Source organism: Aliikangiella marina (genome assembly GCF_007004765.1).
Lineage (GTDB): Bacteria > Pseudomonadota > Gammaproteobacteria > Enterobacterales > Kangiellaceae > Aliikangiella > Aliikangiella marina.
The window spans coordinates 403,539-426,389 of record NZ_VIKR01000003.1; the positions used below are offsets into that span (position 1 = coordinate 403,539).

Here is a 22,851-nt window from a genome sequence, read left to right on the forward strand (position 1 = left end):
CACTAAAATCGCCGGTTCTCAAGATTCGGGTAATAAGTTCAGGTAAACTGGCCTTGTAAAAGGTATCTGATTTCAAGCGGTTTGGGCCCTAAAATGGACGGTTGGCAAGCTCAAAAAGGTGTTAAAGTCTCGGTTAAATGAGGCTGTAAGCAAACAGCTAAGTTGGTGTCTGTCAGAAGCGACCACCGTGATAAATTATAAAATAAACCAACATTATTATTGTTATAAGGGCATAGGACTAGCGAATCACTCGCCTACCGAGTGAGACAGAAAGTTTCAAATAAAGATGAATTTCAAGAACTTAGCATCTATAAACTGGTATAAAAATTACAGTAACTGGCTTCCATTCGTTCAATGGCTTGGCTGGATTATCGTGGTTTATGTTGCCGCCAAGATTTTTTGGATCTGGGTTCTCTATTTTACCGCACCCAGCGAGCCGCAACCTTTCCAAGTCAATGCCCGCCCAGTGGCTGGTAATTCCCAAACCGTCGACATTAATGACGTATTAAAGCGCGACTTGTTCGGCAGCATTGTCGAAGCGCCACAAGAAGAAGTTGTGGTCGAAGAAAACGTCGCCCCGACTCGACTTAATCTCAAATTACGCGGCATTTATGCCGCACAGACTAAATCGAAAGCGAATGCCATTATCGAAGATAACCGCGGCAAGCAAGCGGTTTACTTTATCGATGACAAACTCAATGTGAGTGGGCGCGTCTATTTACGTCAGGTTTTTTTCGATAAAGTCATATTAGAAACCAATGGAAAGCGTGAGCAACTTAGCCTCGAAAAACCCGAACTTGCTATTACTACGTCGACTAAGACCAATCAAATTAGAACTTCGAGTAAGAAAGGTAAGGGTGAGAAGCGAGTCGACGACAAGCGAAGTAATACCCGTTTAAGCCAGAAGCTCAATTCGTATCGCGATAAATTATTGAGTGATCCGAAAAGCGTTGCAGACGTTATTACAGGAAGCCCTCACATGGTGGACGGTGAGCTACGAGGTTTTAAGATTCGACCCGGCAGAGATCGCCGATTGTTCCAAGAGCTTGGTTTAAGAAACAATGATGTTGTCACAGCAATCAATGGTGTGACTCTCGATAATATGCAAGATGCGATGACACTGATGAGCGAAGCGCAATCTCTGCAAGAAGTATCAGTGGATATTCAGCGCGGCAATGAGCAGCTGAGTCTGTTGTTAAATTTAAGTGATAAACAAGGACGTTAAGAGTGCCTTATACAAAAGCTATAACAATGAAATTCATGAAATCATTCTTCGGGGTTGCAGCGCTGACTGCAATGGCAATCTTTTTGTCGACTGTAACCTTTCAGGTTTCTGCGGCTAAAGCGACTTTAAACTTAAAAGAAACAGACATCGAAGTATTTATTGAAAGTGTTAGCCGTATTACCGGTAAAACTTTCATCATTGATCCGCGAGTGAAAAACAAAAAGGTCACGGTGATTTCTCAGCACGAAATGGACGAAGAAGAAATTTTTGCGTTGTTCCTCAGTGTGCTACAAGTCCATCAATTTACCGCGGTTGAAACCGACGGAATTTACAAAATTGAACAGCTTCAGGCTGCTAAGCAAGACAGCGTGCCAGTCTACTCAGAAAATGGACCAAGTTTTAGCGGCGATCAAGTGATCACGCGGGTGATAAAAGTCGATAACATTGACGTAGGACAATTGGTTCCACTGTTGAGAACCTTGGTTTCAACTCAAGGTCACATGGCTCAATATAAACCAACCAATGTGATGGTCATTCACGATACCTCAGCGAACTTAGAACGTATTGTGAAAATCATTCGCCAAATCGACAAAGAAAGTAACGAAGAAATCCAAGTAATCCCAATGCAGCATGCCTCTGCGAGTGAAGTGGTACGCATTTTGGAAAGTTTGGAAAAGAAGAGTGGTCAAGCAAAAGGGCCGACAACTAACGTTCCGCGCTTTGTTGCTGATGAGCGAACCAACAGTATTTTATTGAGCGCTGACGCAAAAGCATCATTGAGACTGAGAGCACTAATCGCCCGATTAGACTCTGAAATAAGTGATAGCGGAAACACTAAAGTGATTTATTTAAAGTACGCTAACGCAGAAGAGTTAGCGACTTTATTAGAAGGCGTGGGCGAATCAATTGAGCAAGAAGAAGGCAAAGATAAACCGACACGTCGTGGCGGAAATAACAAGGCGTATTCGATTAAAGCGCATGCTGAAACCAATTCTTTAGTTATTACTGCAGCGCCGGATATCATGCGCTCATTTGAGTCAGTCATAACTCAGTTAGATTTGCGACGTAAGCAGGTTCATGTTGAAGCAATTATTGTTGAAATTTCAGACAACCGAGTTAAAGAACTGGGTGTTCAATGGGCGACTGAGGCGGGCCTAATTAACTTTACTAATAGTTCGCCATCGATTGCTCAAGTAGGCGCCGGCGTATTGGCTTATAATGGTCAAGATCAAGGTACCACCACCACCATTATTGATGGCAATATCGTTACTGAAACACCACCAAGTAACGGTGATAACGGCGCAGCACTCGGTCAAGTTCTCGCGGGAGCGACGGGTGCATTGTTTGGTTTTTCTGACGATGAGTCTTGGGCCGGACTGCTGAAAGTTTTGGCGACGGACACCGACTCAAATGTACTCTCCACGCCAAGCTTAACAACGTTAGATAATGAAGAAGCCACCATCAGCATCGGTCAAGAAATTCCGGTCATCACTGGCTCAACGCTAGGCAACAACAATTCAAACCCGTTCCAATCGGTTGATCGAAAAGATGTTGGTATCAAATTAAAAATCACGCCACAAATTAATGAAGGCGACAGCGTTATATTAAAAATCGAACAAGAAGTTTCGAGCATCGCTGGGGCAACTGGTGCGGATATAGTGACTAACAAGCGCCAAATTAATACAACCGTTTTAGCGGGGGACGGACAAACCATTGTTCTTGGCGGTTTGATAGACGATGACATTCAAGAGAGCGCTCAAAAAGTTCCTTTATTAGGAGATATTCCAATCCTTGGGTATTTATTTTCATCGCGAGCGACCACGAAAATAAAGCGTAACCTAATGGTGTTTATACGGCCTTCTATCATCAGCGATGCGTCCGGTTTCGACGATATCAGCTCTCGCAAATATAACTTTATGCGCGCACAACAACTTGATTGGCAGCAGCGCGGTGTCTCATTAATGCCAACGATTGACTCTAATGTGATGCCGAAGTGGAATGATGAACTCGCTTTGCCGCCATCGTTTGAAGAAACGCTTCGCCAGCATGATTTAGAAATGCAAAAGAAAGCGCAAGAAGCCGCTGAAGAGAATCAATAGAAAGGTTGCTTTATGTCAGTCAGTGAGTTCATGCAACAGGAAGAAAAAGTTGAATCGCAAGTCAGCGAGACTGAGGGCGATGAGATTGAAAGTGCAGATGTTGCAACTCAAGAAGTCATTGAGTCTGCAATCGAAACCATTGAGTCTTCGATAAAGCTGCCATTTACTTTCGCCAAACGCCAAGGAGTGGTAATTCGCTTACCGGAAGATGACAGTCCTGTCGCTTTACAAAAAGAAACGCTAAAGGCAGTCGTTAAGCATGATACACCGCTTCAAGCTATCGCAGAAACCAGGCGTTTTGCTGGTCGCAAAGTTGAATTTTCAGAAGTCGGTGAAGATGAGTTTGAAGCAATCTTAAGCGAAGTTTATCAAGACAATTCTGGCGAAGCGATGGCCGCCATGGAAGATATTGGCGATGATATGGACTTGTTTCGTCTTGCCGAAGAAATTCCAGAAACAGAGGACTTGCTAGAAGCAGATGATGATGCACCTATCATTAAATTGATCAATGCATTGTTAACAGAAGCAATCAAAGTTAATGCCTCTGATATTCATATTGAGACATTTGAGAACGACTTAAAAGTTCGTTTCCGAGTTGACGGTGTGTTGAGAGAAATGCTGTCGCCCAGCAAAAAGCTGGCGCCCTTATTAGTTTCGCGGATTAAAGTTATGGCGAAACTCGACATTGCTGAAAAACGTATTCCACAAGACGGTCGAATCGCTTTAAAAATTGCTAATCGTGGAGTGGATGTTCGTGTATCAACGATCCCCTCAAGCCACGGTGAGCGCGTGGTGCTGAGACTATTGGATAAACAAGCGGGCCGGTTAGACTTTTCTCATCTTGGTATGCCATCGGCTTTGATGGAGAAGATGAGTGATATTCTGCATAAACCGCATGGCATTATATTGGTCACCGGACCAACGGGGTCGGGTAAAACCACAACACTTTACGCTGGATTGACCTTGCTTAACTCGACTTCGCGAAACATTTTAACCGTCGAAGATCCCATTGAGTACTTACTTGATGGAATTGGTCAAACCCAAGTCAATAGTAAAGTCGATATGACTTTCGCGCGCGGCTTACGTGCAATTCTGCGTCAAGATCCAGACGTGGTAATGGTTGGTGAGATTCGAGATTTAGAAACCGCGCAAATTGCAGTGCAAGCGAGTTTAACTGGTCACTTAGTATTGTCTACGTTGCATACTAATACCGCATCGGGTGCAGTAACGCGATTGCAAGACATGGGAATCGAACCGTTTTTACTATCGTCTAGTTTATTAGGTGTGCTTGCTCAAAGACTCGTGAGAACGCTGTGCCCTAGCTGTAAAAAGCCCGCAAAGGCTAATCCAAAAGAATGTGAGTTGATGGGATTTGACGGAAATAATCCGCCGACCATTTATCATGCAGAAGGCTGCGTTGAATGTAACAATCTTGGCTATCGTGGGAGACAAGGTATTTTTGAGCTTTTGCTGATAGACGAAGAAATGCGCGACAAAATTCACAATGGTGCGAGTGAACTCGATATTGAGCGCCATGCCCGAGCCCAAAATTTTAGTATTCGAGAAGATGGCAAAAGTCGAGTGCTTGAAGGAATTACAACCATCGAAGAAGTTCTTCGAGTGACACGAGAAGATTAGGGTGGTGATGACTGATGGCTGCGTTCGAATATGTTGCACTTGATCAAAAGGGCAAACAGAAGAAGGGAATCATAGAAGGCGACACTCCGCGCCAAATTCGTCAGATCTTACGTGACAAACACTTAATTCCTTTAGATGTTGAAAGTGTCACTTCAAGTAAAAAGCAAAAAGCCACCTCAGGTAGAAGTAGTTTTTTCCAAACCAAAATTAGCGCTTCCGATCTCGCACTTATTACACGCCAAGTGGCGACTTTAGTTCGCGCCGCAATTCCTGTTGAAGAAACCGTCAAAGCGGTCGCTGACCAAACTGAAAAAGCCAAACAGCGTAGTATGTTGATGGGGATTCGTTCGCGAGTTGTAGAAGGCCATACCATGGCTGATGCACTCAGTGAATACCCCGGCGTTTTTAATGATTTATACCGTTCAATGGTGGCGGCAGGCGAAAAATCTGGTCACCTGGATTTAGTCTTAGAAAGGCTAGCGGATTACACCGAATCGCGACAGGAAATTCAGTCAAAAATTTCTGGGGCACTTGTCTATCCGATTATATTAACGGTTGTCAGTGTCGGCATAGTAGGATTTTTATTAGGCTATGTTGTGCCGCAAATTGTCGGCAGTTTTACTCAGTCAGGACAAGAGCTACCGATGATTACACAAATTCTCTTGTCGATGAGTGAGTTTGTTAAAAGTTATGGTATTTGGGTTTTAGTCAGTGCAGTCGCATTGTTTTCAGGTTTCAAAATGTTGTTAAGAAAACCCAAATTAAGACTTGCATGGGATAAGTGGAAGCTTAGCGCGCCCATTGTCGGTAAAGTCATTCGCGGGATGAATGCTGCGAGATTTGCGAGGACGCTCGCCATCCTTAATCAAAGTAGTGTTCCTCTATTGGAAGGAATGAAAATTGCCGGTGATGTTATGACTAACGCGGAGTTAAAGCGCGCGGTTAAAGAAGCGGCGGTAAGAGTTCGTGAAGGTGCTGGTTTGAAAGTTTCACTGCAACAGTGTGGATATTTTCCGCCGATGATGTTGCACATGATTGGTAGTGGTGAGAGTTCTGGCGAGCTCGAACAAATGCTCGATCGAGCCGCTTATAATCAAGAAAAGCAGTTTGACAATATGGTCAGTACGATGATGAATATGATCGGCCCGATTATGATTTTGATTATGGGCTCCTTTGTTTTCACCATAGTACTAGCAATAATGTTACCTGTATTCAAATTGAGTGAAACCTTAGGTTAACGCTTAGTAAAGCAGCTAAGTAAAATGAGTGTAAGTTGGGTTGAGGAACGAAACCCAACATCTAAATTTTAATATCGTTGGGGTTCGTTCCTCACCCCAACCTACCCAGTAAGGTAGAGGTTAAATATGCAAAAGCAATCCGGTTTTTCATTGCTTGAGATCTTAGTAGCAATGGCCATCATGGCAATATTGGGCGGAATCATGGTTACCCAATTTATGGGCCAAACTGAAACTGCAACGATGCAGCGACTTAAGGGTGATTTTGCTGCGATGGAGTCGGCACTGATTCAGTATCACTCAGATAATTTAATGCTACCGAGCACTGAACAAGGCTTACAAGCGCTAGTGACCAAGCCGCAAGATTCGCCAGTTCCTAAAAACTATGCTCGTCGAGGTTATCTAAAAGAATTATCACAAGATCCTTGGGGTAATGACTATCAATATGCCTATCCTGGCGAGTTTGGTGAATATGACATTTATTCCCTCGGTGCTGATGGTGAAGAAGGTGGTGAAGGCCTTAATGCAGATATTGGCAACTGGAATATAGACGAAGCGATCAAGTTACTTAAAAGTCAGGAATAAGTTTTTAAATGGCCACCCAATTTGTTCGACCGGTAAAGTTTGCGATTAATCGCGGCTTTAGTTTGATCGAAATTCTGGTGGCCATGGCGATTATCGCTTTACTCGCTGGGCTCGCTATTCCGTTTATGGGAAATAGCAATGACAAGTATGCGCGCCAAGAAATCAATCGTCTATTAGCTGCGGTCGAACTAGTTCGCGATATGGCCGTGATTCAAAATCGTGAGTATGGGTTGACCATAGATGAAGATGGTTACCAATTCTTAATTCTCGATGACGAGGATCCTGAAGCCCCACCACGCTGGAAAATTATTTCAGATGTGAAAGCGTTGAATCAATATGAGTTTCCTGAAGAAGTTGAAGTTAATGTTGCCATCGATGGCGAAAATATTTTCGATTCTGCTGAAGATGATGTGGAAATATTTGAAGAAGATGTCAATATTTTTGAAGATGAGGAAGAAGAAGAACAAGTCGACCCGCCACAAATCTACTTTCTTTCTACAGGCGAACAAAACCAATTTACGCTAGCGGTCGCTTCCAACGATCAGTTCCAATCGGACAGAGAGGAGCCCAAGTTTTATCGTATTAAAGGTGAGCTTAGTGGCGTCTTGGAGTACCAAGGCCCATTGCCTGGTAATTTATTCCAGGATATCGATCGCGATTATACCGACTATCTTGAGGATGATTCATGATGAATAAATCTCTCTCGGTAAAGCAAGTTGGTTTTACATTGCTGGAAGTTTTGATAGCGATGGTGATCTTTGGTACGACGGTTACCTTTCTGTTAAAAAACTTAAACGAACAGCAACGAGCGCACAGTGAAATTACCATCAAAACCATAGCTCACTGGGTTGCTTTAAATAAGATGGCGGAAACACGCTTACAGCCCAAGTGGCCAAACATTGGCGTGACCCGAGGCGAAGCGGAAATGCGCAATCGAACTTGGTATTGGTTACAGACCGTAAGTAAAACGACTGAAAAAGATTTACGCCAAATTGAAATCGAAGTTCGTCTTGAAGAGTCGGACGAGAATCCTGCCACACGCTTTGTCGGATTTATTGCGGAAAAAGACGATGAAAGCAAAGCGCAGTAAAGTTGCCGGTTTTACGCTTATTGAAATCATGGTTGCTATGGCAATCATGGCGCTGATTGGCGTCGGGGCATTAACGCTATTAAACGCGGCAACCAACAGTGGAAACAAAATTAAAACCGAAGGTAATCGGCTGAATGACGTGCAGCGGGCCTTCTTGTTTATCTCTAACGATATGCAACAAGTCACTACTCGACAGGTCCGCGATGAGTTTGGTGACAAGCTGCCCAGTATTAAAAGTGATTTGCAGGCGTCGACACCGTTTATTCGGTTAACTCGTCTTGGAAGACGAAATCCTGCGCAATTACCGCGCTCTAATTTGGAGCACTTGATGTATACCGTTGAAGATAAAACACTGATTAGGAGCAGTTATCAGTATGCCGACGGTATGTCAGAAAATTACGCGTTAAAGCGTCCGATTCTAAAAAACGTCGAAGACATGAAAATCAAGTTTTATGACGGCGAAGAGTGGCAAGATTATTGGCCCTTAACTGAAGACCCGGAGGATAATCAATTTGATGCGCTGCCGTTAGCGATTCGGATGCAACTCGAGCTGACCGACTATGGGGTACTTGAACGAATCTATGTTGTCTCGGATCGCCGCGAAGCGAGAGAAGATGATGAACGTGGTGAAGGTGACCAGCGGGGTGGTGGAGATTCAGGCGGCGGTGATACCCGTAATGGAGAGGAAACTCGTCAATGAACTCGCTCTCTTCTCCGCACAAACAGTCAGGTACCGTATTAATCACGGTTGTATTGATTGCGGCTTTTGTCATTGTATTAGTGGTTGAATCGATTAAGACAGTCAGGTATCAAAAACAGCTCAGCAACAATTTAATCAACCGCGATCAAGCGTACTCCTATTTGATGGGGATGGAAGAATTAGCGAAAATTTTATTAAAACGGGCATTTGATGCCACTGATGAAGACACTGTCCACTTAAACCAGCCTTGGGCGCAACAAGAAATAACTTTCCCGATAGATGGTGGAGTGATGACGGCAACAATTAAGGATATGCAAAGCTGTTTTAATTTAAATTCAATCACTAAGCCCGGCAAACAAGAAAATGAAAACTCGAATGGACGCGGTGGTGGCTTAATTCCTAATCCATCACCTTCTCCAGGAAAGGGCCAAGAAACGCCGGGACAGGAATCCCTAGGCGTTATTATTGACAATACTTTAGAAAATACTGAAATCCAATCTGATGAACTGACAATAAGCCTATTTGATTGGATTGATGACGATATAGAGCCTTTCGATCATCGCGGCGCTGAAGACGATTATTACTTGGTAATGGAGCCGCCGTATCGTGCGCCCAATGCGCCAATTGCGCATATCAGTGAGCTGGTAACCGTAAAAGGATTTTCGAATAAAGCATTGACTCAATTAAAACCATTTATTTGTGTATTACCAGAGCCCGAAGTCGACCAAATTAATGTTAATACGGTTGAGGAAGATAATGCGTTGGTGATTTATTCAATTGTTAAATCGCAGAATATTAAACTAGAAAATGTTCAGCAAGCATTACGTGCGCGTCCAGAAAATGGCTATGAAGAAGTTCGTGACTTTATTGATGAACTGTCCGGCTCGGCTAATGCGGTGAGTCAATCGAATCGAGAGAGACTATCGGTCACTAGCGACTTTTTTGAAGTTTCCTCGAAAGCAGAGATCGGCGGTACAAGAGTAGCGATGAAAACTTTATTTCAACGTGATGGCAACAACAACTTTAAAATCGTATCTCGGTACTTTGGTCGAGAGTAAGGTGACGAGTGTTATACAAATTGGATTATCGTTAAACAGTAGAATCGGGTACACTAAATCGAAGTCGGTGGCTTATCAGAGTGACCGGTGTAAATAGAGCAATAATATCAAATGAATAAATTAACCATATTTTGGAATGATAAAGGAACAGCCCATTTTAATTGGTGGGTGACCGATCGTTCTGAACTGGCTGAATCAGCGATTCCCTCGCTGGAGAGCCACGAAATTCTTAAAGCCGATTTGGCTTGCATGGCTGAGCTTGCAGTAGGTCGTAAAGTGGAGCTTGTCGTGAGTAGCCATGATGTCCATTTTAATCAAGTCAATATCCCTGGAAAAGCCCAGCGACACTTACGAAAAGCTATCCCCTATTTGCTCGAAGAGCAGCTTGCTGACTCGGTTGACGAACTGTTTATGGCTTTCGGCACTAAGCTACCATCGGGTGATATACCGGTAAGAGCGATTGAGCTTAACTATTTAAAGCGAATTGTTGAGCAGTTTGCAGAGGCTGAAGTTAAGTTAGATAGTGTTGTGACTGACTTGGATTTGTTGGAGACACCAGAAGAGGGAACTTTAGTGGTGTTAAAGGAAGGGCAAGTTCTAGTCAATGATTCGAAAGTTGGCGCTTGGCAGTGTGAACAACAAGACTTTTCATGGTTAATCCAAAAACAATTAAATGATGTCCAAGAAGATGATGAAATGCCAATCGCTATCCCGATGAAAGTGATTGCAGAGGAGGAAGAACAATACCAATTCTTTGAGCAAAATCTGCCCGCAGGACGGTTTGCTCCATTGTCAGCGCTTGTCGACTCTGTTTATGCATACTTGTCCGGTTATCGAATAAAGCCTATCAATATGTTGCAAGGTGAATTTGAGCCAAAAGCTGAAAGTTCGCCTCTCAAAGACATGTTGCTAAAAGTAGCTTCGGTCGCGGGAATTGTGTTGGCAGCCCATCTGATATATCAAGGCTCACAGTGGTTTTCACTGAAAGCCGAAAGTGAATATTTGTTGAAAGAAAGAAATGCTTTATGGAAACAAGCGTTTCCAGGACGTAAAGTTACCTCCAGTCCATTGCGCTCAATGCAAAGTTTCTTACGTGGATTGGGGCAAGGCCAGGCAAACGGTGGCTTTTTAAATTTACTCAAATCGACGACTGGTTTAATCACTGATCTCAATTTAATTTATCCGACGAATATTAGTTATAACTCGGCCCGTAACGAATTACGTATGGACATCATTGCGAAAGACTTACGCACGCTAAATAGTTATCGCGACGAGTTAAAGAGTTCGGGACATGAGGTGGATATGTCATCAGCGACCCAGCGTGGTGAAGGTTATTCAAGCCGCTTGATCATTCGGAGGTAATCATGGAACAGATTAAAGAATGGTATAACAGTTTACAAGATAGCGAGCAACGAATCGTTTTAGCAGCGTCGCTTTTCTTTGGTTTAGTGATTGTGTTTTTTGGCATAATTAAACCGATTAATGATGCAGTTAGTCGGCTAGAAGGACAAGTGCAAAGTCGCCAGAACACGGTTTCTGAGTTTAAGAAGAATATGCCGGTATTAGTCGCCAATCGCAGTGCTGCGCGGCGTGCGTCAAACTCAGGTGGCTCGCTAAGCAATCTAGTCACTTCAAGCACTCGTCAATTTCAACTCAATGTTTCTCGAGTTCAAGAAAAAAGCCCGACAGAAATGCAGGTGTGGTTCGATAATGTTGCTTTTAATGATTTTCTACGTTGGACTGCACAGCTTGAAAACCGACATCAGATTAGAATTGAATCTGTGAATATTCGTAATAAAGAAAGAAACGGGTTGACCAGTATCGATATCAAATTGGTAAGAAATTAGTCTCTAGATTTACGTATTTAAAAAAGAATAAATTACTCAATGAAGAAAAAGATTTTTATTTTAGTTAGTCTGTTTTTGATACTGGTTGTCGCGTTCACTCCGGCAAAACTTCTCTTAGGATTTTTACCTGATCGCTCACCTTTCTCATTGAATGGTGTATCAGGAACCGTGTGGAGTGGGGAGGTATCTCAAGTTGCAGTCAATCAATTGTCATTTAGGGATGTTCTTTTTTCGGTCGATCTGCTTTCATTAGTGATGTTTTCGCCCTCTGTTTCGCTTGATATTGCCAGTGGCGACATGGCTGGTGATTTAGTTTTTCACTTGACCGATGATCCTAGTAAAAATATTGAAGTGTCCGATGTTAATATCAATTTTTCTGGAAAAGAGTTAAAGCGTTTTCTACCTTTACCGGGACTAGAAGTGAAAGGTGACTTCTTGACTAAAGATTTAGACTTTGTGAGCGAAAATCAAAAACCAAAATCGGTTGACGGCACCGTCAGGTGGCAGAGTGCCGAAGTAAGTTATGCCGGTCAATCTTTTACACTCGGTGACTTTATTATTCGGGCAACCACGGATGAAGAAAAAAAAATCATTAAAGCGGAAGTATTGAAGTCTAAAAATGCACTTGATTTGCAAGGTGATATTATTTTACAAGCCAACGGGATGGTCGAAATAACCGGCAGTATCAGTACTGAAATCGACCAAACGTTATACACGGCTTTTGCATTGTTCAATAATGGTAAGCCTAATAATGGTCGATTACCGATAAAGTTTAAACAAAGAATTTTTAGGTAGTTCACCTCGACTATCACTTCACCAACGTTTTATCTTGGATTTAATTCATGGAACCGAAACTCGATTGGGAAAAGATTGATACTGTCCTATTAGATATGGACGGGACAATTTTAGACTTAAAGTTTGATAATGACTTTTGGTTAGACTTTTTACCACGGGTTTATGCAGAAAAAAATAATATATCGTTAGCCGAAAGTAAGGCGTTCCTGAGAGAAAGTTATGGCTCGATAGAAGGCAAACTCCAATGGTATTGTTTGGATTTTTGGAGTGAGCGGTTAGATATTGATATTCCAGCACTTAAAATGTCATTAAAGCATAAAGTTGCGTTTCGGGATGGCGCTGTAGAATTTTTAGCGTTCTTAAGGCGTCAAAACAAAAAGGTTTTTTTAGTCACTAATGCTCATCGAAAGACTTTAGAGATAAAGTTACTTAATGCCAATTTTCATGAGTACTTTCTTCATTTAACCAGCTCACATGACTTCGGATATCCAAAAGAGGAGCAAGCATATTGGTGTGCGCTCAATGAAAAATATCCCTTTGATAAAAGCCGGACACTTTTTGTTGATGATAGTGTACGAATATTAGAGTCGGCCAAAGAATATGGAATTAAATATATTCTAGGTATTACGTCCCCGGATAGCTCAAAAGGCGCTCAAGATTGCTCGCCGTTTGAGTCGATAACTGATTATAAGAAGTTTATTGCCCATGTCTAAGAAACCCCGAATTGTAGAACAAAAAGAAGTCGCGAGAACACGTATCTTCCGGGTTGAAGAGCTGTCACTTGAATTTAGCAATGGACAGGAGCGAATCTATGAAAGAATGGTTTCTGGTGGTTCCGGCGCTGTTATGATTGTACCAGTGACCGAAGACAAGCAGCTGTTATTGATTCGAGAGTATTCTGCCGGTACTGAGGATTATCAGTTGGCATTTCCAAAAGGTTTGGTGGAAGGAACAGAATCAATTTTTGAGGCAGCCAACCGGGAAATCAAAGAAGAAATCGGTTTTGGCGCAAATGATTTTCACGCATTAAAAAAAGTCAGCTTAGCGCCTGGCTACTTTACCCACCAAATGAATATTGTGCTCGCTCGAGACTTATACACTGAAAAGTTAGAAGGCGATGAGCCTGAGCCATTAGAGGTTGTTTATTGGCCGCTCGACGAAATCAATAGCCTTTTAGAACAAGAAGATTTTACCGAAGCCCGCTCAATTGCGGCACTTTTTTTAGCAGAAAAGTATTTGACGGAATTAAACTAAATCAAGGAATCAGACAATGAGTTTATTAGAATACCCTATCAATGATATTTTAAAAGTCGTCAAACAGACTGCGTTGGACGCAGGTGATGCAATAATGGAAATTTATCAAAGCGACGATTTTGATGTGCAGTTAAAAGGTGATGAATCACCTTTAACTAAAGCTGATTTAGCTGCACATAATGTCATTATTGATGCTTTGGAAAAAAGTTTCCCTGCGATTCCTTGTTTATCTGAAGAGAGTAAAGCGATTGCTTTTGAAGAGCGACAAAAATGGGACCATTATTTTATTATCGATCCGCTCGACGGAACCAAAGAGTTTATTGCGCGTAACGATGAGTTTACCGTGAATATTGCACTTATCGAAAATGGCCAGCCAGTATTGGGCGTGATTTACGCGCCGGTATTAAAAACTTTATACTTCGCCGCTGATACCGTAGGGGCATATAAGCAAGTTGATAACCAGGAGCCTCACCGAATTTCTGTGAGAAAGCTACAACAAAAAGAAGGTCAAAACCACTTTACCGTTGTTGCTAGTCGGCGTCATGGCTTAGACAAAGTCGAGACAATGTGCCAAAACTTTGCTAGTTATGACCTGACGAGCCGAGGAAGTTCACTTAAAATGTGTTTAGTGGCAGAAGGTGCTGCAGATTTGTATCCTCGATTAGCTTTGACTTCAGAGTGGGATACCGCTGCAGCGCAATCGATTGTTGAACATGCGGGTGGGATGCTCGTTGAATTAGACTTCTCGGCCATGCAGTACAACCAAAAAGAGTCCTTGCTAAATCCGTTTTTTCTGGTACTCGGTGATCCATCGTTTGATTGGAAAAAGGAGTTAGTCATACCCAACCTTGAAACTAACACATAACTTCTCAAGGGAGTTTTAAATGAAAAATAATAAATTGATTTCGTTGTTGTTGTTAGGTCTAGTGCTATCACCGCTTAGTGTGGTCGCAAAACAGACCGTAATGACATTACAACAAACAGTAGAGACTAAACAAGTCGTTGCCTCGATCCCGTCACCCAGTGGTGAGCATATCGCGTATACCTTAAGAGTCCCGCGAGAGGCATATGAGGATAAGGATGGCACTGCGTACGTTGAGCTACATGTAGTCGATAAAGCAGGCAATAGCCGTCGTTTTGTCACAGGAAAAGTTAATGTCGCCAGTATCAGTTGGGGTGATAACGGCCAATCAATTTATTTCTTGGCGAAGCGCAACGATGATAAACATCGCAGTGTTTATCGCATAGCAATCGATGGCGGTGAAGCAGAAAAACTTGTTTCAACTAGTGCTGATATTTCTGCTTACACCCTCAACGCTGACTCAAGCAAGTTAACTTATTTAGCAAAGCCAGCTAAAGATCCAATGGATAAAACGTTAAAAGAAAAAGGCTTTAAAGCGAAGGTCTATGAAGAGTCAATTAAAAAAGCCAGTGCATTTACGGTTGATCTAAAAGACTTGGAGAAAGCGCATAAAAAAATCGACATAAAAGAGCATATCCGCTCTGTTGAGTACCACCCAACTAATGACCAATTATTAATGCGAGTGACGCCTACAGCGTTGATTGATGACAATTATGTCGCATCTCAATATCGCATTTATAATCAAAAAGGCAAGCAGCTAAAAGCGTTCGATACCGAAGGGAAGTTAGGCGCTGCTCGATGGTCTCCAGACGGCAAGTATGTTGCTATCATCGGTGCTGAAGATAAACATGATCCCTCTTCGGGTCGCTTGTTTATTGCGAATAGCAAGTCAGGAAAAATCATTGAGCCTGTAAAAGACTACATGGGCCATGTAAGAGACATTCGATGGGTATCTGATTATCAGGTTGCCTATCTCGGCCATGTTGGTACCCAGTCAGAAGTCTCGTTAGTCAATGTCGATAGCGGTAAGGTTTCGAATAAAATTCCAGCCGGAGAATATGTTATTGAGTCTATTCAAACGGATCGCTCGGGTAAAATGCTTGCCGGTATTGCAAGTTCTGATAAGCATCCGCGAGAAGTTTTTGATTTAAATGGACAGGAGCCTAAGCGTTTAACTGACTCTAACCCATGGTTGGCAGATATAAAAATGCCAAAACAGGAAACCGTCATTCATAAAGCTCGTGATGGCGTTGAATTGAGAGGCGTACTAGCCTATCCAATCAACTATAAAAAGGGCAAGCGCTATCCATTGATTATGATGGTACACGGTGGACCAGAAGCCCACGTTAGTGACTCTTGGCTGGACCGCTACTCTTATCCAATAAAGTACGCCACAGGTAATGGGTACGCAGTATTTTTACCTAATTATCGCGGTAGTACCGGTATGGGAGTTGAGTATTCAAAGCTTGGCCAAGCCGATTATGCCGGTGCTGAGTTTAACGATTTGGTCGACGCCATTGAGCATCTATCAGACATGGGGATTGTTGATAAAAAACGTGTCGGTATTACTGGCGGTTCGTATGGTGGCTATGCTTCTGCTTGGGCTGCTACTGCGCTGAGCGAGCACTTTGCGGCGAGTGTAATGTTTGTAGGAATATCCAATCAATTATCTAAATTCGGTACCACTGATATTCCGGTGGAAATGTACAATGTTCACGCGAGAAATTATCCATGGGATAAATGGCAGTGGATGTTAGAGCGAAGTCCTATCTACCACACGGATAAAGCCAAAACACCGATTTTAATTATGCATGGTGAAGAAGATACTCGCGTTCATCCCGCACAGTCGATGGAATTATACCGCTATATCAAAACGCGAACTGATACTCCAGTGCGAATGGTGACCTATCCTGGCGAGCCGCATGGCAACCGGAAATCTGCAGCGCAATTAGATTATTCTATGCGTTTAATGCGATGGATGGACTTCTATTTGAAAGGTAAGAAGAAAGGTAAAGCAATGCCAGCTTATGAGTTAGATCATAAAGCGGTTTTGAAAAAAATGAAGGAAGAGAAAAAAGACAAGTAAACAGCAAACAATAGAAAAGCAAAAAATAAAAAAGCCCAACAATAAGTTGGGCTTTTTTGTTTACAGTTTTAAAGCACTTAGCACTTAGCACTTAGCACTTAGCACTTAGCACTTAGCACTTAGCATTAACTTCCCTCTTAATGTCTCCAATGATACATGGCTTGCTTAATTCTTAAGGCCATTGCCGTCGCATTGGGTAGCGATTGCATATTCAATCGCTCAAAGAAGAAAGGCTCTCGTTTGTGACCCTTACGGCCAATTTCATTCATTGTTGCCGTGTCGAACAAACGTCCGTTGATCATTGTATGGGAGACTTTTTCAGACAGTCGTAAGTTTGATAACACCTCACCATCAACAACTATGAGATCAGCGAGCTTACCGACTTCGATACTACCAATATCTTTATCCATACCAAGATAAGCTGCACCATCAATTGTTGCTCCGCGTAGTGATTCCCAGGGGGTAAAACCACCTTGATTCATCATCCACATTTCCCAGTGAGCCGCTAATCCTTCACGCTGACCATGCGCACCAATAACGACCGGTACGCCTGCCTTATTAAGCTGTTTTGCCGTTTTGGCAACATCGAAGTGATTATAATGATCGTCAGGTGCCGTGGTACGACGAATTGAGTTTGGCTCAACGAAATAGCGTGGCGTCCATTGCATGAGTTTTTCATTTTCCCAAACATTTGTTCTGTCATACCAGTAAGTTTCACCCGAGAGTCCACCATAAGCGACGCCAAAAGTTGGAGAATAACCGACCTCTGTTTGCGACCAAAGTTGGTTGACATCATCATAGACTTTAGCGACAGGGACTGCATGTTCCAATCCCGTATGACCATCAACAATCATTGTTAAATTGTGATAGAACTTTGCGCCACCTTCTGGAACTACCATGATACCGAGTTCTCTGCCTGCTTTGATAACCTGTTGCTTTTGATCGCGACGAGGTTGGTTATAGCTCTTAACAGAGATAGCGCCGAGTTCTTTGAGGCGTTGGACGTGAAACTTTGCGTCTTCATAGCTATCAATGTTAGCCGTGTAACCAGGCGCTTTGGCACCGTAAAGAATGGTTCCTGTTGAGTAAATTCTTGGACTAACTGTGAGACCTTTTCGCTGCATCTCTGCCGCAGCAAAAATCTCTGAAGTATCATTGGATGGGTCATGAATGGTAGTGACACCAAAAGCCAAAGATGAGTAACTCATCCAGTTTTGTTGTGGCGTAATTTCATTACTTCCTTGACCACCATGCGCATGGACATCAACAAGACCAGGTAATACTGTTTTTCCCGACACGTTGATTGTTTCCGCATCACTAGGGATACTAACTTCACCTTTTTTACCAACCGCTTTAATGCGATTGTTTTCTACAAGTACTACTCCATCTTCGATGATTTCTTGAGTGTTGTAGGCATCACGCATGGTAACAACTTTGCCACCAATTAATGCAATCATTCCCGTTGGTTTGTCTGCTTTAGTTTTAAAGGATAAATCAATTCCTTCTGAAACAGGTTCTGGTAGTTCTTCAGGACTACCATCAAAGTGTGCAAAAGCATCTTTCAGATCGCGAGAATATAAGTTAGCGCCATGTGCCCAGCCGATGGTTTTGCTATCAGCGGACCAATGAAGAAACTCTCCCGAGCGTTTCGAAATTTGCTTAACAGGAACATTTTTACTGCTAGAGGTGAGTGATTCAGACTTACCGGTGAGCGCGAAAGGTGCAAGGAACGCATTATATTGTTGGGTAAAGGCAATCCACTTACCATCAGGTGATACTTTGAATTCAGTAATATCATCGCCAGTAAAGTGCTCGCGCTTTTGATTTCCATTAAGATCGACACTCTCTAATTTCGCTTTAGCACCAAAGCCAAAGCTTGAGTAAAAAATCCGCGAATCATCAGCAGAGAATTGAGGACTTCTACCCGTATCATGAATTCTTTTTGAGTCGCCACCCGATGCATCAGCAACATAAATACCGGGTTCCATTGAGTACTCGGGTGAAGTCAAATAGCCGCCCGTAAATCGACGGAAAACAACTTTCTTACCATCGTTTGAAAATGACGGTTCTACATAATGACCTGGCTCAGTCGTAATCGTTTTTCCTTTGCCTCCGCGGCTAGAAACGACTTTTACGCTACCAAGTTTTTGATCATCCCAAGTGACATACGCAATTTTTCGGCCGTCCTTAGAAAAGGTTGGATAAAATTCAAAATGATCTTTTTGACTTGTTAGTCTTTTACGTTTGCCTGATTTCACGTCGCGGATGTAAATTTTTCCAAGCGCTTGATAGGCAATTTTATCGCCCTTTGGGGACATTTGAGCCCAGCGAATCATTTTTACATCGAAGGTATCGGGAGCGACTTCAATCGCAAAGCGCAAAGCGGGTGTAACTTGTTTTTCGATGTTCACTTCAAAAGGAATATTAGCGACTTTGGCATCTTTGACATTCACTTTGTGAATTTTACCTGCAGCCCAAAACACAATCGATTGATTATCAGGTGTCCAATCAAATGCTGGCGTATTACCATGACTTCCATTGGTTTCTTGAAGGTCGCGATCGAGCCCTGCGTAAAGCGGTTTGTCTAAACCGGTTTTCAAGTCTTTGACGAAGAGCACCGATTGGGTATCGACACGACGCACATAAGCCAAGTATTTACCATCACTGGACGGTGTCGGAGCGATTGCGCCACCAGCGCCGCCAACAAAGGTAATTTCTTTGCCGGTTTCTCTATCTAGTCGTTTGATAGTAAAAATTTGCGTAGTTGGATTTTTATTGTATTGCCATCGCGTACCTGGCGTTGAGTCCATTGAGAAATAGACATAGCGTCCGTCAGGAGAGAATGCAGGTTCGGCAATATTCTTTTGCGCACTCAAATTAGACCCGAGACGTTTTTTCAGTTGATAGCCGCTACCGCCGCTTTTATGGTACATCCAAATTTCACCAGCTGCGATACTTCTTGTTCCCATGAAGCCTCGTTTGGCAACAATGAAATCACCATCTGGCGACCAGTTAGGAGTGTGGACAAGGTTCCGTTTTTCAGAACTGACAGCCTTCGGGTTGCTGCCATCAGCATCCATAATCCAGAGGTTGTCGGCACCGTCGCGGTCACTGATAAACGCAATTTGTTTTCCATCAGGACTAAAACGCGGCTGCATATTCCAAGCCATTCCTTGTGTGACAGGTGTTGCTTTACCGCCTTTTGCCGGTATCGTGTAAATGTCGCCTAGCATGTCAAAAGCGATCGTCTTACCGTCAGGACTCACATCGACATTTGACCAGGTGGATTCATTAGTTTTAATGGTGATAGTTTTCTTATCGCCAGGAGGATTATTAACATCCCATTTTTCTTCTTTTTTAGCGTCTTTCTTATTATCGTTGGCGGCCTCTTCGGCTGCTGGTTTGGTCGGCGTATCTGCTGCGAAGCCAGCAGTTGGAGTCGTTGCCAACACCAAACCTGTAAGTGCCGCAGACACGCAGGTGGTGACAAGTTTCATTATTTTCTCCCTTATATTGGAATAATTATGAGATCGATGGATAAATCGATGGCCAATAGGGTATAGATCCCAGGGTAAGTGGTAAAGGGAGGAGATGTATCAAATGTTGAAAAAACTCGCTCAGCAGACCACTAGGGCGGCTCGGAGCGAGTTTGCTTTTCTTAATTTTGGGTTTAGCGACAACTATTCACTAATCTGGGCGGCTTTTGCTCGCTCAGAATAGTCTTGATAAGCTGGTAAGGCGATAGCGGCAACGATCCCAATAATGATGATAAGCGGAAAAAGCGTCGCCATAATCCAGGTACCTGTAGTGTTTGGCGAAGGTCGCGCACCATATTTGTTTGCCCCTTGAGTTCCCGGTGCAAACAATACATATAATCCGAAGGCGATATTAACGAACGGAATTAGGTAAATGAGGGTTAACCATCCTGTGTGGTCCAAATCATGAAGACGTCGAATTCCCACGATAAATCCCCAAACCACAAGCCCGATATAACCAACAATCACAAAAATCCCCATTGCACCGGCATAAAATTCTGAGGGATTTGCTGCCTGAGTGGGAGCCATTGCCCCCATAATCATTGCGGGGATAAACAATAAGAAGTATGCGGCTGTATTGTAAGCGAGAAACCGCGCCCTGCCGATTCGCTGTGTAGCGCTCATGATGCGTACCTCTTGAAATTCTGGCAGATCTTGACTCATTACTTGACTTTCTGGCGCGGCATAAACTGATTCTTGATTCATTTTATTTGTTTCCTTTTATAGTTATTTTATCCATATAAACAACGGATCCCATGTGACAGAGGTATGATTCAGTTTTGTGCGCTTCAAATCAAGTGAAAAAATAACTTGATCATTAAAATGCGGATACTTTTTGTTAATTAATTTATGCTCGATTTATTGAGCATAAAGGCACAAAGAGATAGGGAACTGGTGCTTGGGAGTAGAGGAGCTGAAAAAATCAGATTGATTGGTTATCAGTAAAGCGAAATTATTCGGCTATAAAAAACGGGACTTAAAAGCCCCGTTTGTTCACTCGTTACAAGAGATTTATTTTGATTTACGGCAACAAGTGACTTACAGCATCTCGCTCTTCCGCAAGTTCTGTTTCAGTCGCTTCTAGCTTAGCTTGGCTAAACTCATTGATATCTTGTCCTTGAACAATTGACCAGTCACCATCTTTACAAGTACATGGGAATGAGAAGATTAAACCTTCTTGAATACCATAGGAACCATCTGAGTAGACGGCCATGCTCACTGAGTCGCCGTCTGCCGTTCCAAGCGCCCAATCACGCATGTGATCGATGGCCGCGTTTGCAGCGGAAGCCGCTGATGAAGCACCACGAGCTTTGATGATCGCTGCGCCTCGTTGCTGAACGGTCGGAATAAAGTCGTTCTCGTACCAGTCTTGCTCGACCTTATCCATCGCGTTGCCACCGGCAACATTGGCATGATAAAGATCGGGGAATTGAGTTGAAGAGTGGTTACCCCAGATTATCATGTTAGTAACATCTGTTACCGCGGTGCCAGTTTTTTGCGCTAGCTGAGTCATTGCGCGGTTTTGGTCAAGGCGTGTCATCGCTGTGAAATTGCGAGGGTTTAAATCTGGCGCATTACGTTGCGCAATAAGTGCGTTGGTATTCGCAGGGTTGCCCACAACCAGAACCTTGATATCACGGCTGGCGTGTTCGTTCATCGCCTTACCTTGTACCGAGAAAATTGCCGCGTTAGCTTCAAGCAAATCTTTTCGCTCCATACCTGGACCGCGAGGGCGAGCACCAACGAGTAACGCATAATCAGCGTCTTTAAAAGCAACATTAGGGTCGTCTGTGCAAACTACGTCTTGGAGAAGTGGGAAAGCACAGTCATCAAGCTCCATTTTAACGCCTTGGAGCGCTTCCATCGCAGGAGTAATGTCTAATAGTTGTAAAATTACCGGTTGGTCGTTTCCTAGCATTGCGCCGGAAGCGATACGGAATAATAGTGCATAACCAATTTGGCCAGCAGCACCAGTAACGGCAACGCGTACAGGTTGTTTCATCTCTAATATCCTCAGGTGTTAGATGATTAGTGTCATTGGACTCGAAAGCTTAAAGATAGCCGAAAAATGGCTAGCTTTCATAAAGTGGCGGGATTTTAGCACAAAGCTTAACCGGATACCTACTATACCTAGGGCTAATATTGACTTTAGACAAAGAATTCAAGCAGACAAATACTTATGGGTTTTGAGAAGGTTTAAGCCAGTTTGCGAACCGTTTATCCGACGGATAATTGGTCTTTTGCTATTTTGGGTGTATCCTTTACCTTATCTTGCAAATCGAGTGCTTGTCCAAGAATAGTAATTACGACCAGCTAGTAATTGCGAAAGACTAGTAGTTCAGAAAGACTCGTAATTGCAAAAGTAGACTAGTTGAAAAAAGAGTAATTTCCTTGAACACATCGACGCTAATGCGGTTAACGGCAATTGTTTGGTTATTGGCCTTTATCGGTCAATCCCTTGCTGCGTCCGTTGTGCACTGTAATATGCAGATGATGGCATCGATGTCGGTCGAGTCTGCGACCACTGATTCTCATATGAACCACTCTCGGATGAATTACGCCCAGATGGATCATTCGGAGATGGATCATTCACAGATGAGTCATTTGAATAGCGAGCATGGCTCGCATTCAGACAAGATAATGCAAGATAGTATCAAGCTAGTCCCTGAGTGTTGTCAGATTAGTGCTGACTGTAACGAAGGCAATTGTTCATACGTCTATTTATCGTTACCGGTTGCTCAAATCGAGTCACCACTCAATCAATCTAAATTGCTCAGTCTATCGACGTTTGCACAGATAAAGCGTCAATCCTCTTTATACCGTCCGCCCATTTTTGCCTAG

20 protein-coding genes are annotated in these 22,851 nt (G+C 43.0%); 17 read left to right on the forward strand and 3 right to left on the reverse strand.

Annotated features, from left to right (window positions below; genetic code table 11):
• The first annotated feature begins 286 nt into the window (after positions 1-286).
• From gspC to FLL45_RS13800, 16 genes are all read left to right on the forward strand, one after another.
• Complete coding sequence (gene gspC / locus FLL45_RS13725) at positions 287-1,225, forward strand: type II secretion system protein GspC (protein WP_142942626.1); 939 nt, start codon at positions 287-289, stop codon at positions 1,223-1,225.
• A gap of 26 nt (positions 1,226-1,251) precedes the next feature.
• On the forward strand, positions 1,252-3,324 hold the full coding sequence (gene gspD, locus FLL45_RS13730) for a type II secretion system secretin GspD (protein ID WP_246075829.1): 2,073 nt from the start codon (positions 1,252-1,254) through the stop codon (positions 3,322-3,324).
• 12 nt (positions 3,325-3,336) lie between these two features.
• Positions 3,337-4,962, forward strand: a complete 1,626-nt coding sequence (gene gspE, locus FLL45_RS13735) for a type II secretion system ATPase GspE (protein WP_281282210.1) — start codon at positions 3,337-3,339, stop codon at positions 4,960-4,962.
• A 14-nt stretch (positions 4,963-4,976) separates the two neighbouring features.
• Entirely contained in the window at positions 4,977-6,200 is a 1,224-nt protein-coding gene (gene gspF, locus FLL45_RS13740) for a type II secretion system inner membrane protein GspF (RefSeq protein ID WP_142942627.1), read from the forward strand.
• A gap of 126 nt (positions 6,201-6,326) precedes the next feature.
• Entirely contained in the window at positions 6,327-6,782 is a 456-nt protein-coding gene (gene gspG, locus FLL45_RS13745) for a type II secretion system major pseudopilin GspG (protein WP_142942628.1), read from the forward strand.
• Between the two features lie 8 nt (positions 6,783-6,790).
• The gene (gene gspH, locus FLL45_RS13750) at positions 6,791-7,471 is read left to right on the forward strand and encodes a type II secretion system minor pseudopilin GspH (RefSeq protein ID WP_142942629.1); all 681 of its coding nucleotides are present in this window, start codon (positions 6,791-6,793) and stop codon (positions 7,469-7,471) included.
• Entirely contained in the window at positions 7,468-7,872 is a 405-nt protein-coding gene (gene gspI, locus FLL45_RS13755; RefSeq protein WP_142942630.1) for a type II secretion system minor pseudopilin GspI, read from the forward strand. Before gspH ends, gspI begins: the two co-directional genes overlap by 4 nt.
• The gene (gspJ, locus tag FLL45_RS13760; protein ID WP_142942631.1) at positions 7,853-8,572 is read left to right on the forward strand and encodes a type II secretion system minor pseudopilin GspJ; all 720 of its coding nucleotides are present in this window, start codon (positions 7,853-7,855) and stop codon (positions 8,570-8,572) included. Before gspI ends, gspJ begins: the two co-directional genes overlap by 20 nt.
• A complete protein-coding gene (gspK, locus tag FLL45_RS13765; RefSeq protein ID WP_142942632.1) occupies positions 8,569-9,630 on the forward strand; it encodes a type II secretion system minor pseudopilin GspK in 1,062 nt (353 codons plus the stop codon). The genes gspJ and gspK overlap by 4 nt, the downstream gene beginning before the upstream one ends.
• Before the next feature lie 111 nt (positions 9,631-9,741).
• Positions 9,742-10,992 carry a type II secretion system protein GspL gene (gene gspL, locus FLL45_RS13770; RefSeq protein WP_142942633.1) on the forward strand — a complete coding sequence of 417 codons (1,251 nt, stop codon included), beginning with the start codon at positions 9,742-9,744 and terminating at the stop codon, positions 10,990-10,992.
• A 2-nt stretch (positions 10,993-10,994) separates the two neighbouring features.
• Complete coding sequence (gene gspM / locus FLL45_RS13775; protein ID WP_142942634.1) at positions 10,995-11,477, forward strand: type II secretion system protein GspM; 483 nt, start codon at positions 10,995-10,997, stop codon at positions 11,475-11,477.
• A gap of 39 nt (positions 11,478-11,516) precedes the next feature.
• Positions 11,517-12,272 carry a type II secretion system protein N gene (gene gspN / locus FLL45_RS13780; protein WP_142942635.1) on the forward strand — a complete coding sequence of 252 codons (756 nt, stop codon included), beginning with the start codon at positions 11,517-11,519 and terminating at the stop codon, positions 12,270-12,272.
• A gap of 47 nt (positions 12,273-12,319) precedes the next feature.
• Positions 12,320-12,985 carry a GMP/IMP nucleotidase gene (yrfG, locus tag FLL45_RS13785; protein ID WP_142942636.1) on the forward strand — a complete coding sequence of 222 codons (666 nt, stop codon included), beginning with the start codon at positions 12,320-12,322 and terminating at the stop codon, positions 12,983-12,985.
• Positions 12,978-13,526 carry an ADP compounds hydrolase NudE gene (gene nudE, locus FLL45_RS13790; RefSeq protein WP_142942637.1) on the forward strand — a complete coding sequence of 183 codons (549 nt, stop codon included), beginning with the start codon at positions 12,978-12,980 and terminating at the stop codon, positions 13,524-13,526. Before yrfG ends, nudE begins: the two co-directional genes overlap by 8 nt.
• A gap of 16 nt (positions 13,527-13,542) precedes the next feature.
• Positions 13,543-14,391 carry a 3'(2'),5'-bisphosphate nucleotidase CysQ gene (gene cysQ, locus FLL45_RS13795; protein ID WP_142942638.1) on the forward strand — a complete coding sequence of 283 codons (849 nt, stop codon included), beginning with the start codon at positions 13,543-13,545 and terminating at the stop codon, positions 14,389-14,391.
• Between the two features lie 19 nt (positions 14,392-14,410).
• Positions 14,411-16,474: an alpha/beta hydrolase family protein gene (locus tag FLL45_RS13800; RefSeq protein ID WP_142942639.1), complete on the forward strand. Its 2,064-nt coding sequence runs from the start codon at positions 14,411-14,413 to the stop codon at positions 16,472-16,474.
• A gap of 137 nt (positions 16,475-16,611) precedes the next feature.
• Here the strand turns inward: FLL45_RS13800 and FLL45_RS13805 are convergent, their stop codons facing one another.
• The 3 genes from FLL45_RS13805 to FLL45_RS13815 all read right to left on the reverse strand — a co-directional run bounded on the left by FLL45_RS13805 (position 16,612) and on the right by FLL45_RS13815 (position 22,012).
• Positions 16,612-19,971, reverse strand: coding sequence for an amidohydrolase family protein (locus FLL45_RS13805; RefSeq protein WP_142942640.1), 3,360 nt, complete (start codon positions 19,969-19,971; stop codon positions 16,612-16,614).
• A gap of 183 nt (positions 19,972-20,154) precedes the next feature.
• Positions 20,155-20,715, reverse strand: a complete 561-nt coding sequence (locus tag FLL45_RS13810; RefSeq protein WP_142942641.1) for a DUF805 domain-containing protein — start codon at positions 20,713-20,715, stop codon at positions 20,155-20,157.
• 316 nt (positions 20,716-21,031) lie between these two features.
• Entirely contained in the window at positions 21,032-22,012 is a 981-nt protein-coding gene (locus tag FLL45_RS13815) for a malate dehydrogenase (RefSeq protein ID WP_142942642.1), read from the reverse strand.
• Positions 22,013-22,401: 389 nt separating this feature from the next.
• Here FLL45_RS13815 and FLL45_RS13820 point away from each other — a divergent pair, with 389 nt between their 5' ends.
• Entirely contained in the window at positions 22,402-22,851 is a 450-nt protein-coding gene (locus FLL45_RS13820) for a hypothetical protein (protein WP_142942643.1), read from the forward strand.

What these genes read in the sequence shown, in the direction of transcription:
- gspC (WP_142942626.1), top strand. Translation starts at nt 287, where the DNA reads ATGAATTTCAAGAACTTAGCATCTATAAACTGGTATAAAAATTACAGT.
- gspD (WP_246075829.1), top strand. Translation starts at nt 1,252, where the DNA reads ATGAAATTCATGAAATCATTCTTCGGGGTTGCAGCGCTGACTGCAATG.
- gspE (WP_281282210.1), top strand. Translation starts at nt 3,337, where the DNA reads ATGTCAGTCAGTGAGTTCATGCAACAGGAAGAAAAAGTTGAATCGCAA.
- gspF (WP_142942627.1), top strand. Translation starts at nt 4,977, where the DNA reads ATGGCTGCGTTCGAATATGTTGCACTTGATCAAAAGGGCAAACAGAAG.
- gspG (WP_142942628.1), top strand. Translation starts at nt 6,327, where the DNA reads ATGCAAAAGCAATCCGGTTTTTCATTGCTTGAGATCTTAGTAGCAATG.
- gspH (WP_142942629.1), top strand. Translation starts at nt 6,791, where the DNA reads ATGGCCACCCAATTTGTTCGACCGGTAAAGTTTGCGATTAATCGCGGC.
- gspI (WP_142942630.1), top strand. Translation starts at nt 7,468, where the DNA reads ATGATGAATAAATCTCTCTCGGTAAAGCAAGTTGGTTTTACATTGCTG.
- gspJ (WP_142942631.1), top strand. Translation starts at nt 7,853, where the DNA reads ATGAAAGCAAAGCGCAGTAAAGTTGCCGGTTTTACGCTTATTGAAATC.
- gspK (WP_142942632.1), top strand. Translation starts at nt 8,569, where the DNA reads ATGAACTCGCTCTCTTCTCCGCACAAACAGTCAGGTACCGTATTAATC.
- gspL (WP_142942633.1), top strand. Translation starts at nt 9,742, where the DNA reads ATGAATAAATTAACCATATTTTGGAATGATAAAGGAACAGCCCATTTT.
- gspM (WP_142942634.1), top strand. Translation starts at nt 10,995, where the DNA reads ATGGAACAGATTAAAGAATGGTATAACAGTTTACAAGATAGCGAGCAA.
- gspN (WP_142942635.1), top strand. Translation starts at nt 11,517, where the DNA reads ATGAAGAAAAAGATTTTTATTTTAGTTAGTCTGTTTTTGATACTGGTT.
- yrfG (WP_142942636.1), top strand. Translation starts at nt 12,320, where the DNA reads ATGGAACCGAAACTCGATTGGGAAAAGATTGATACTGTCCTATTAGAT.
- nudE (WP_142942637.1), top strand. Translation starts at nt 12,978, where the DNA reads ATGTCTAAGAAACCCCGAATTGTAGAACAAAAAGAAGTCGCGAGAACA.
- cysQ (WP_142942638.1), top strand. Translation starts at nt 13,543, where the DNA reads ATGAGTTTATTAGAATACCCTATCAATGATATTTTAAAAGTCGTCAAA.
- FLL45_RS13800 (WP_142942639.1), top strand. Translation starts at nt 14,411, where the DNA reads ATGAAAAATAATAAATTGATTTCGTTGTTGTTGTTAGGTCTAGTGCTA.
- FLL45_RS13805 (WP_142942640.1), bottom strand. Translation starts at nt 19,971, where the DNA reads ATGAAACTTGTCACCACCTGCGTGTCTGCGGCACTTACAGGTTTGGTG.
- FLL45_RS13810 (WP_142942641.1), bottom strand. Translation starts at nt 20,715, where the DNA reads ATGAATCAAGAATCAGTTTATGCCGCGCCAGAAAGTCAAGTAATGAGT.
- FLL45_RS13815 (WP_142942642.1), bottom strand. Translation starts at nt 22,012, where the DNA reads ATGAAACAACCTGTACGCGTTGCCGTTACTGGTGCTGCTGGCCAAATT.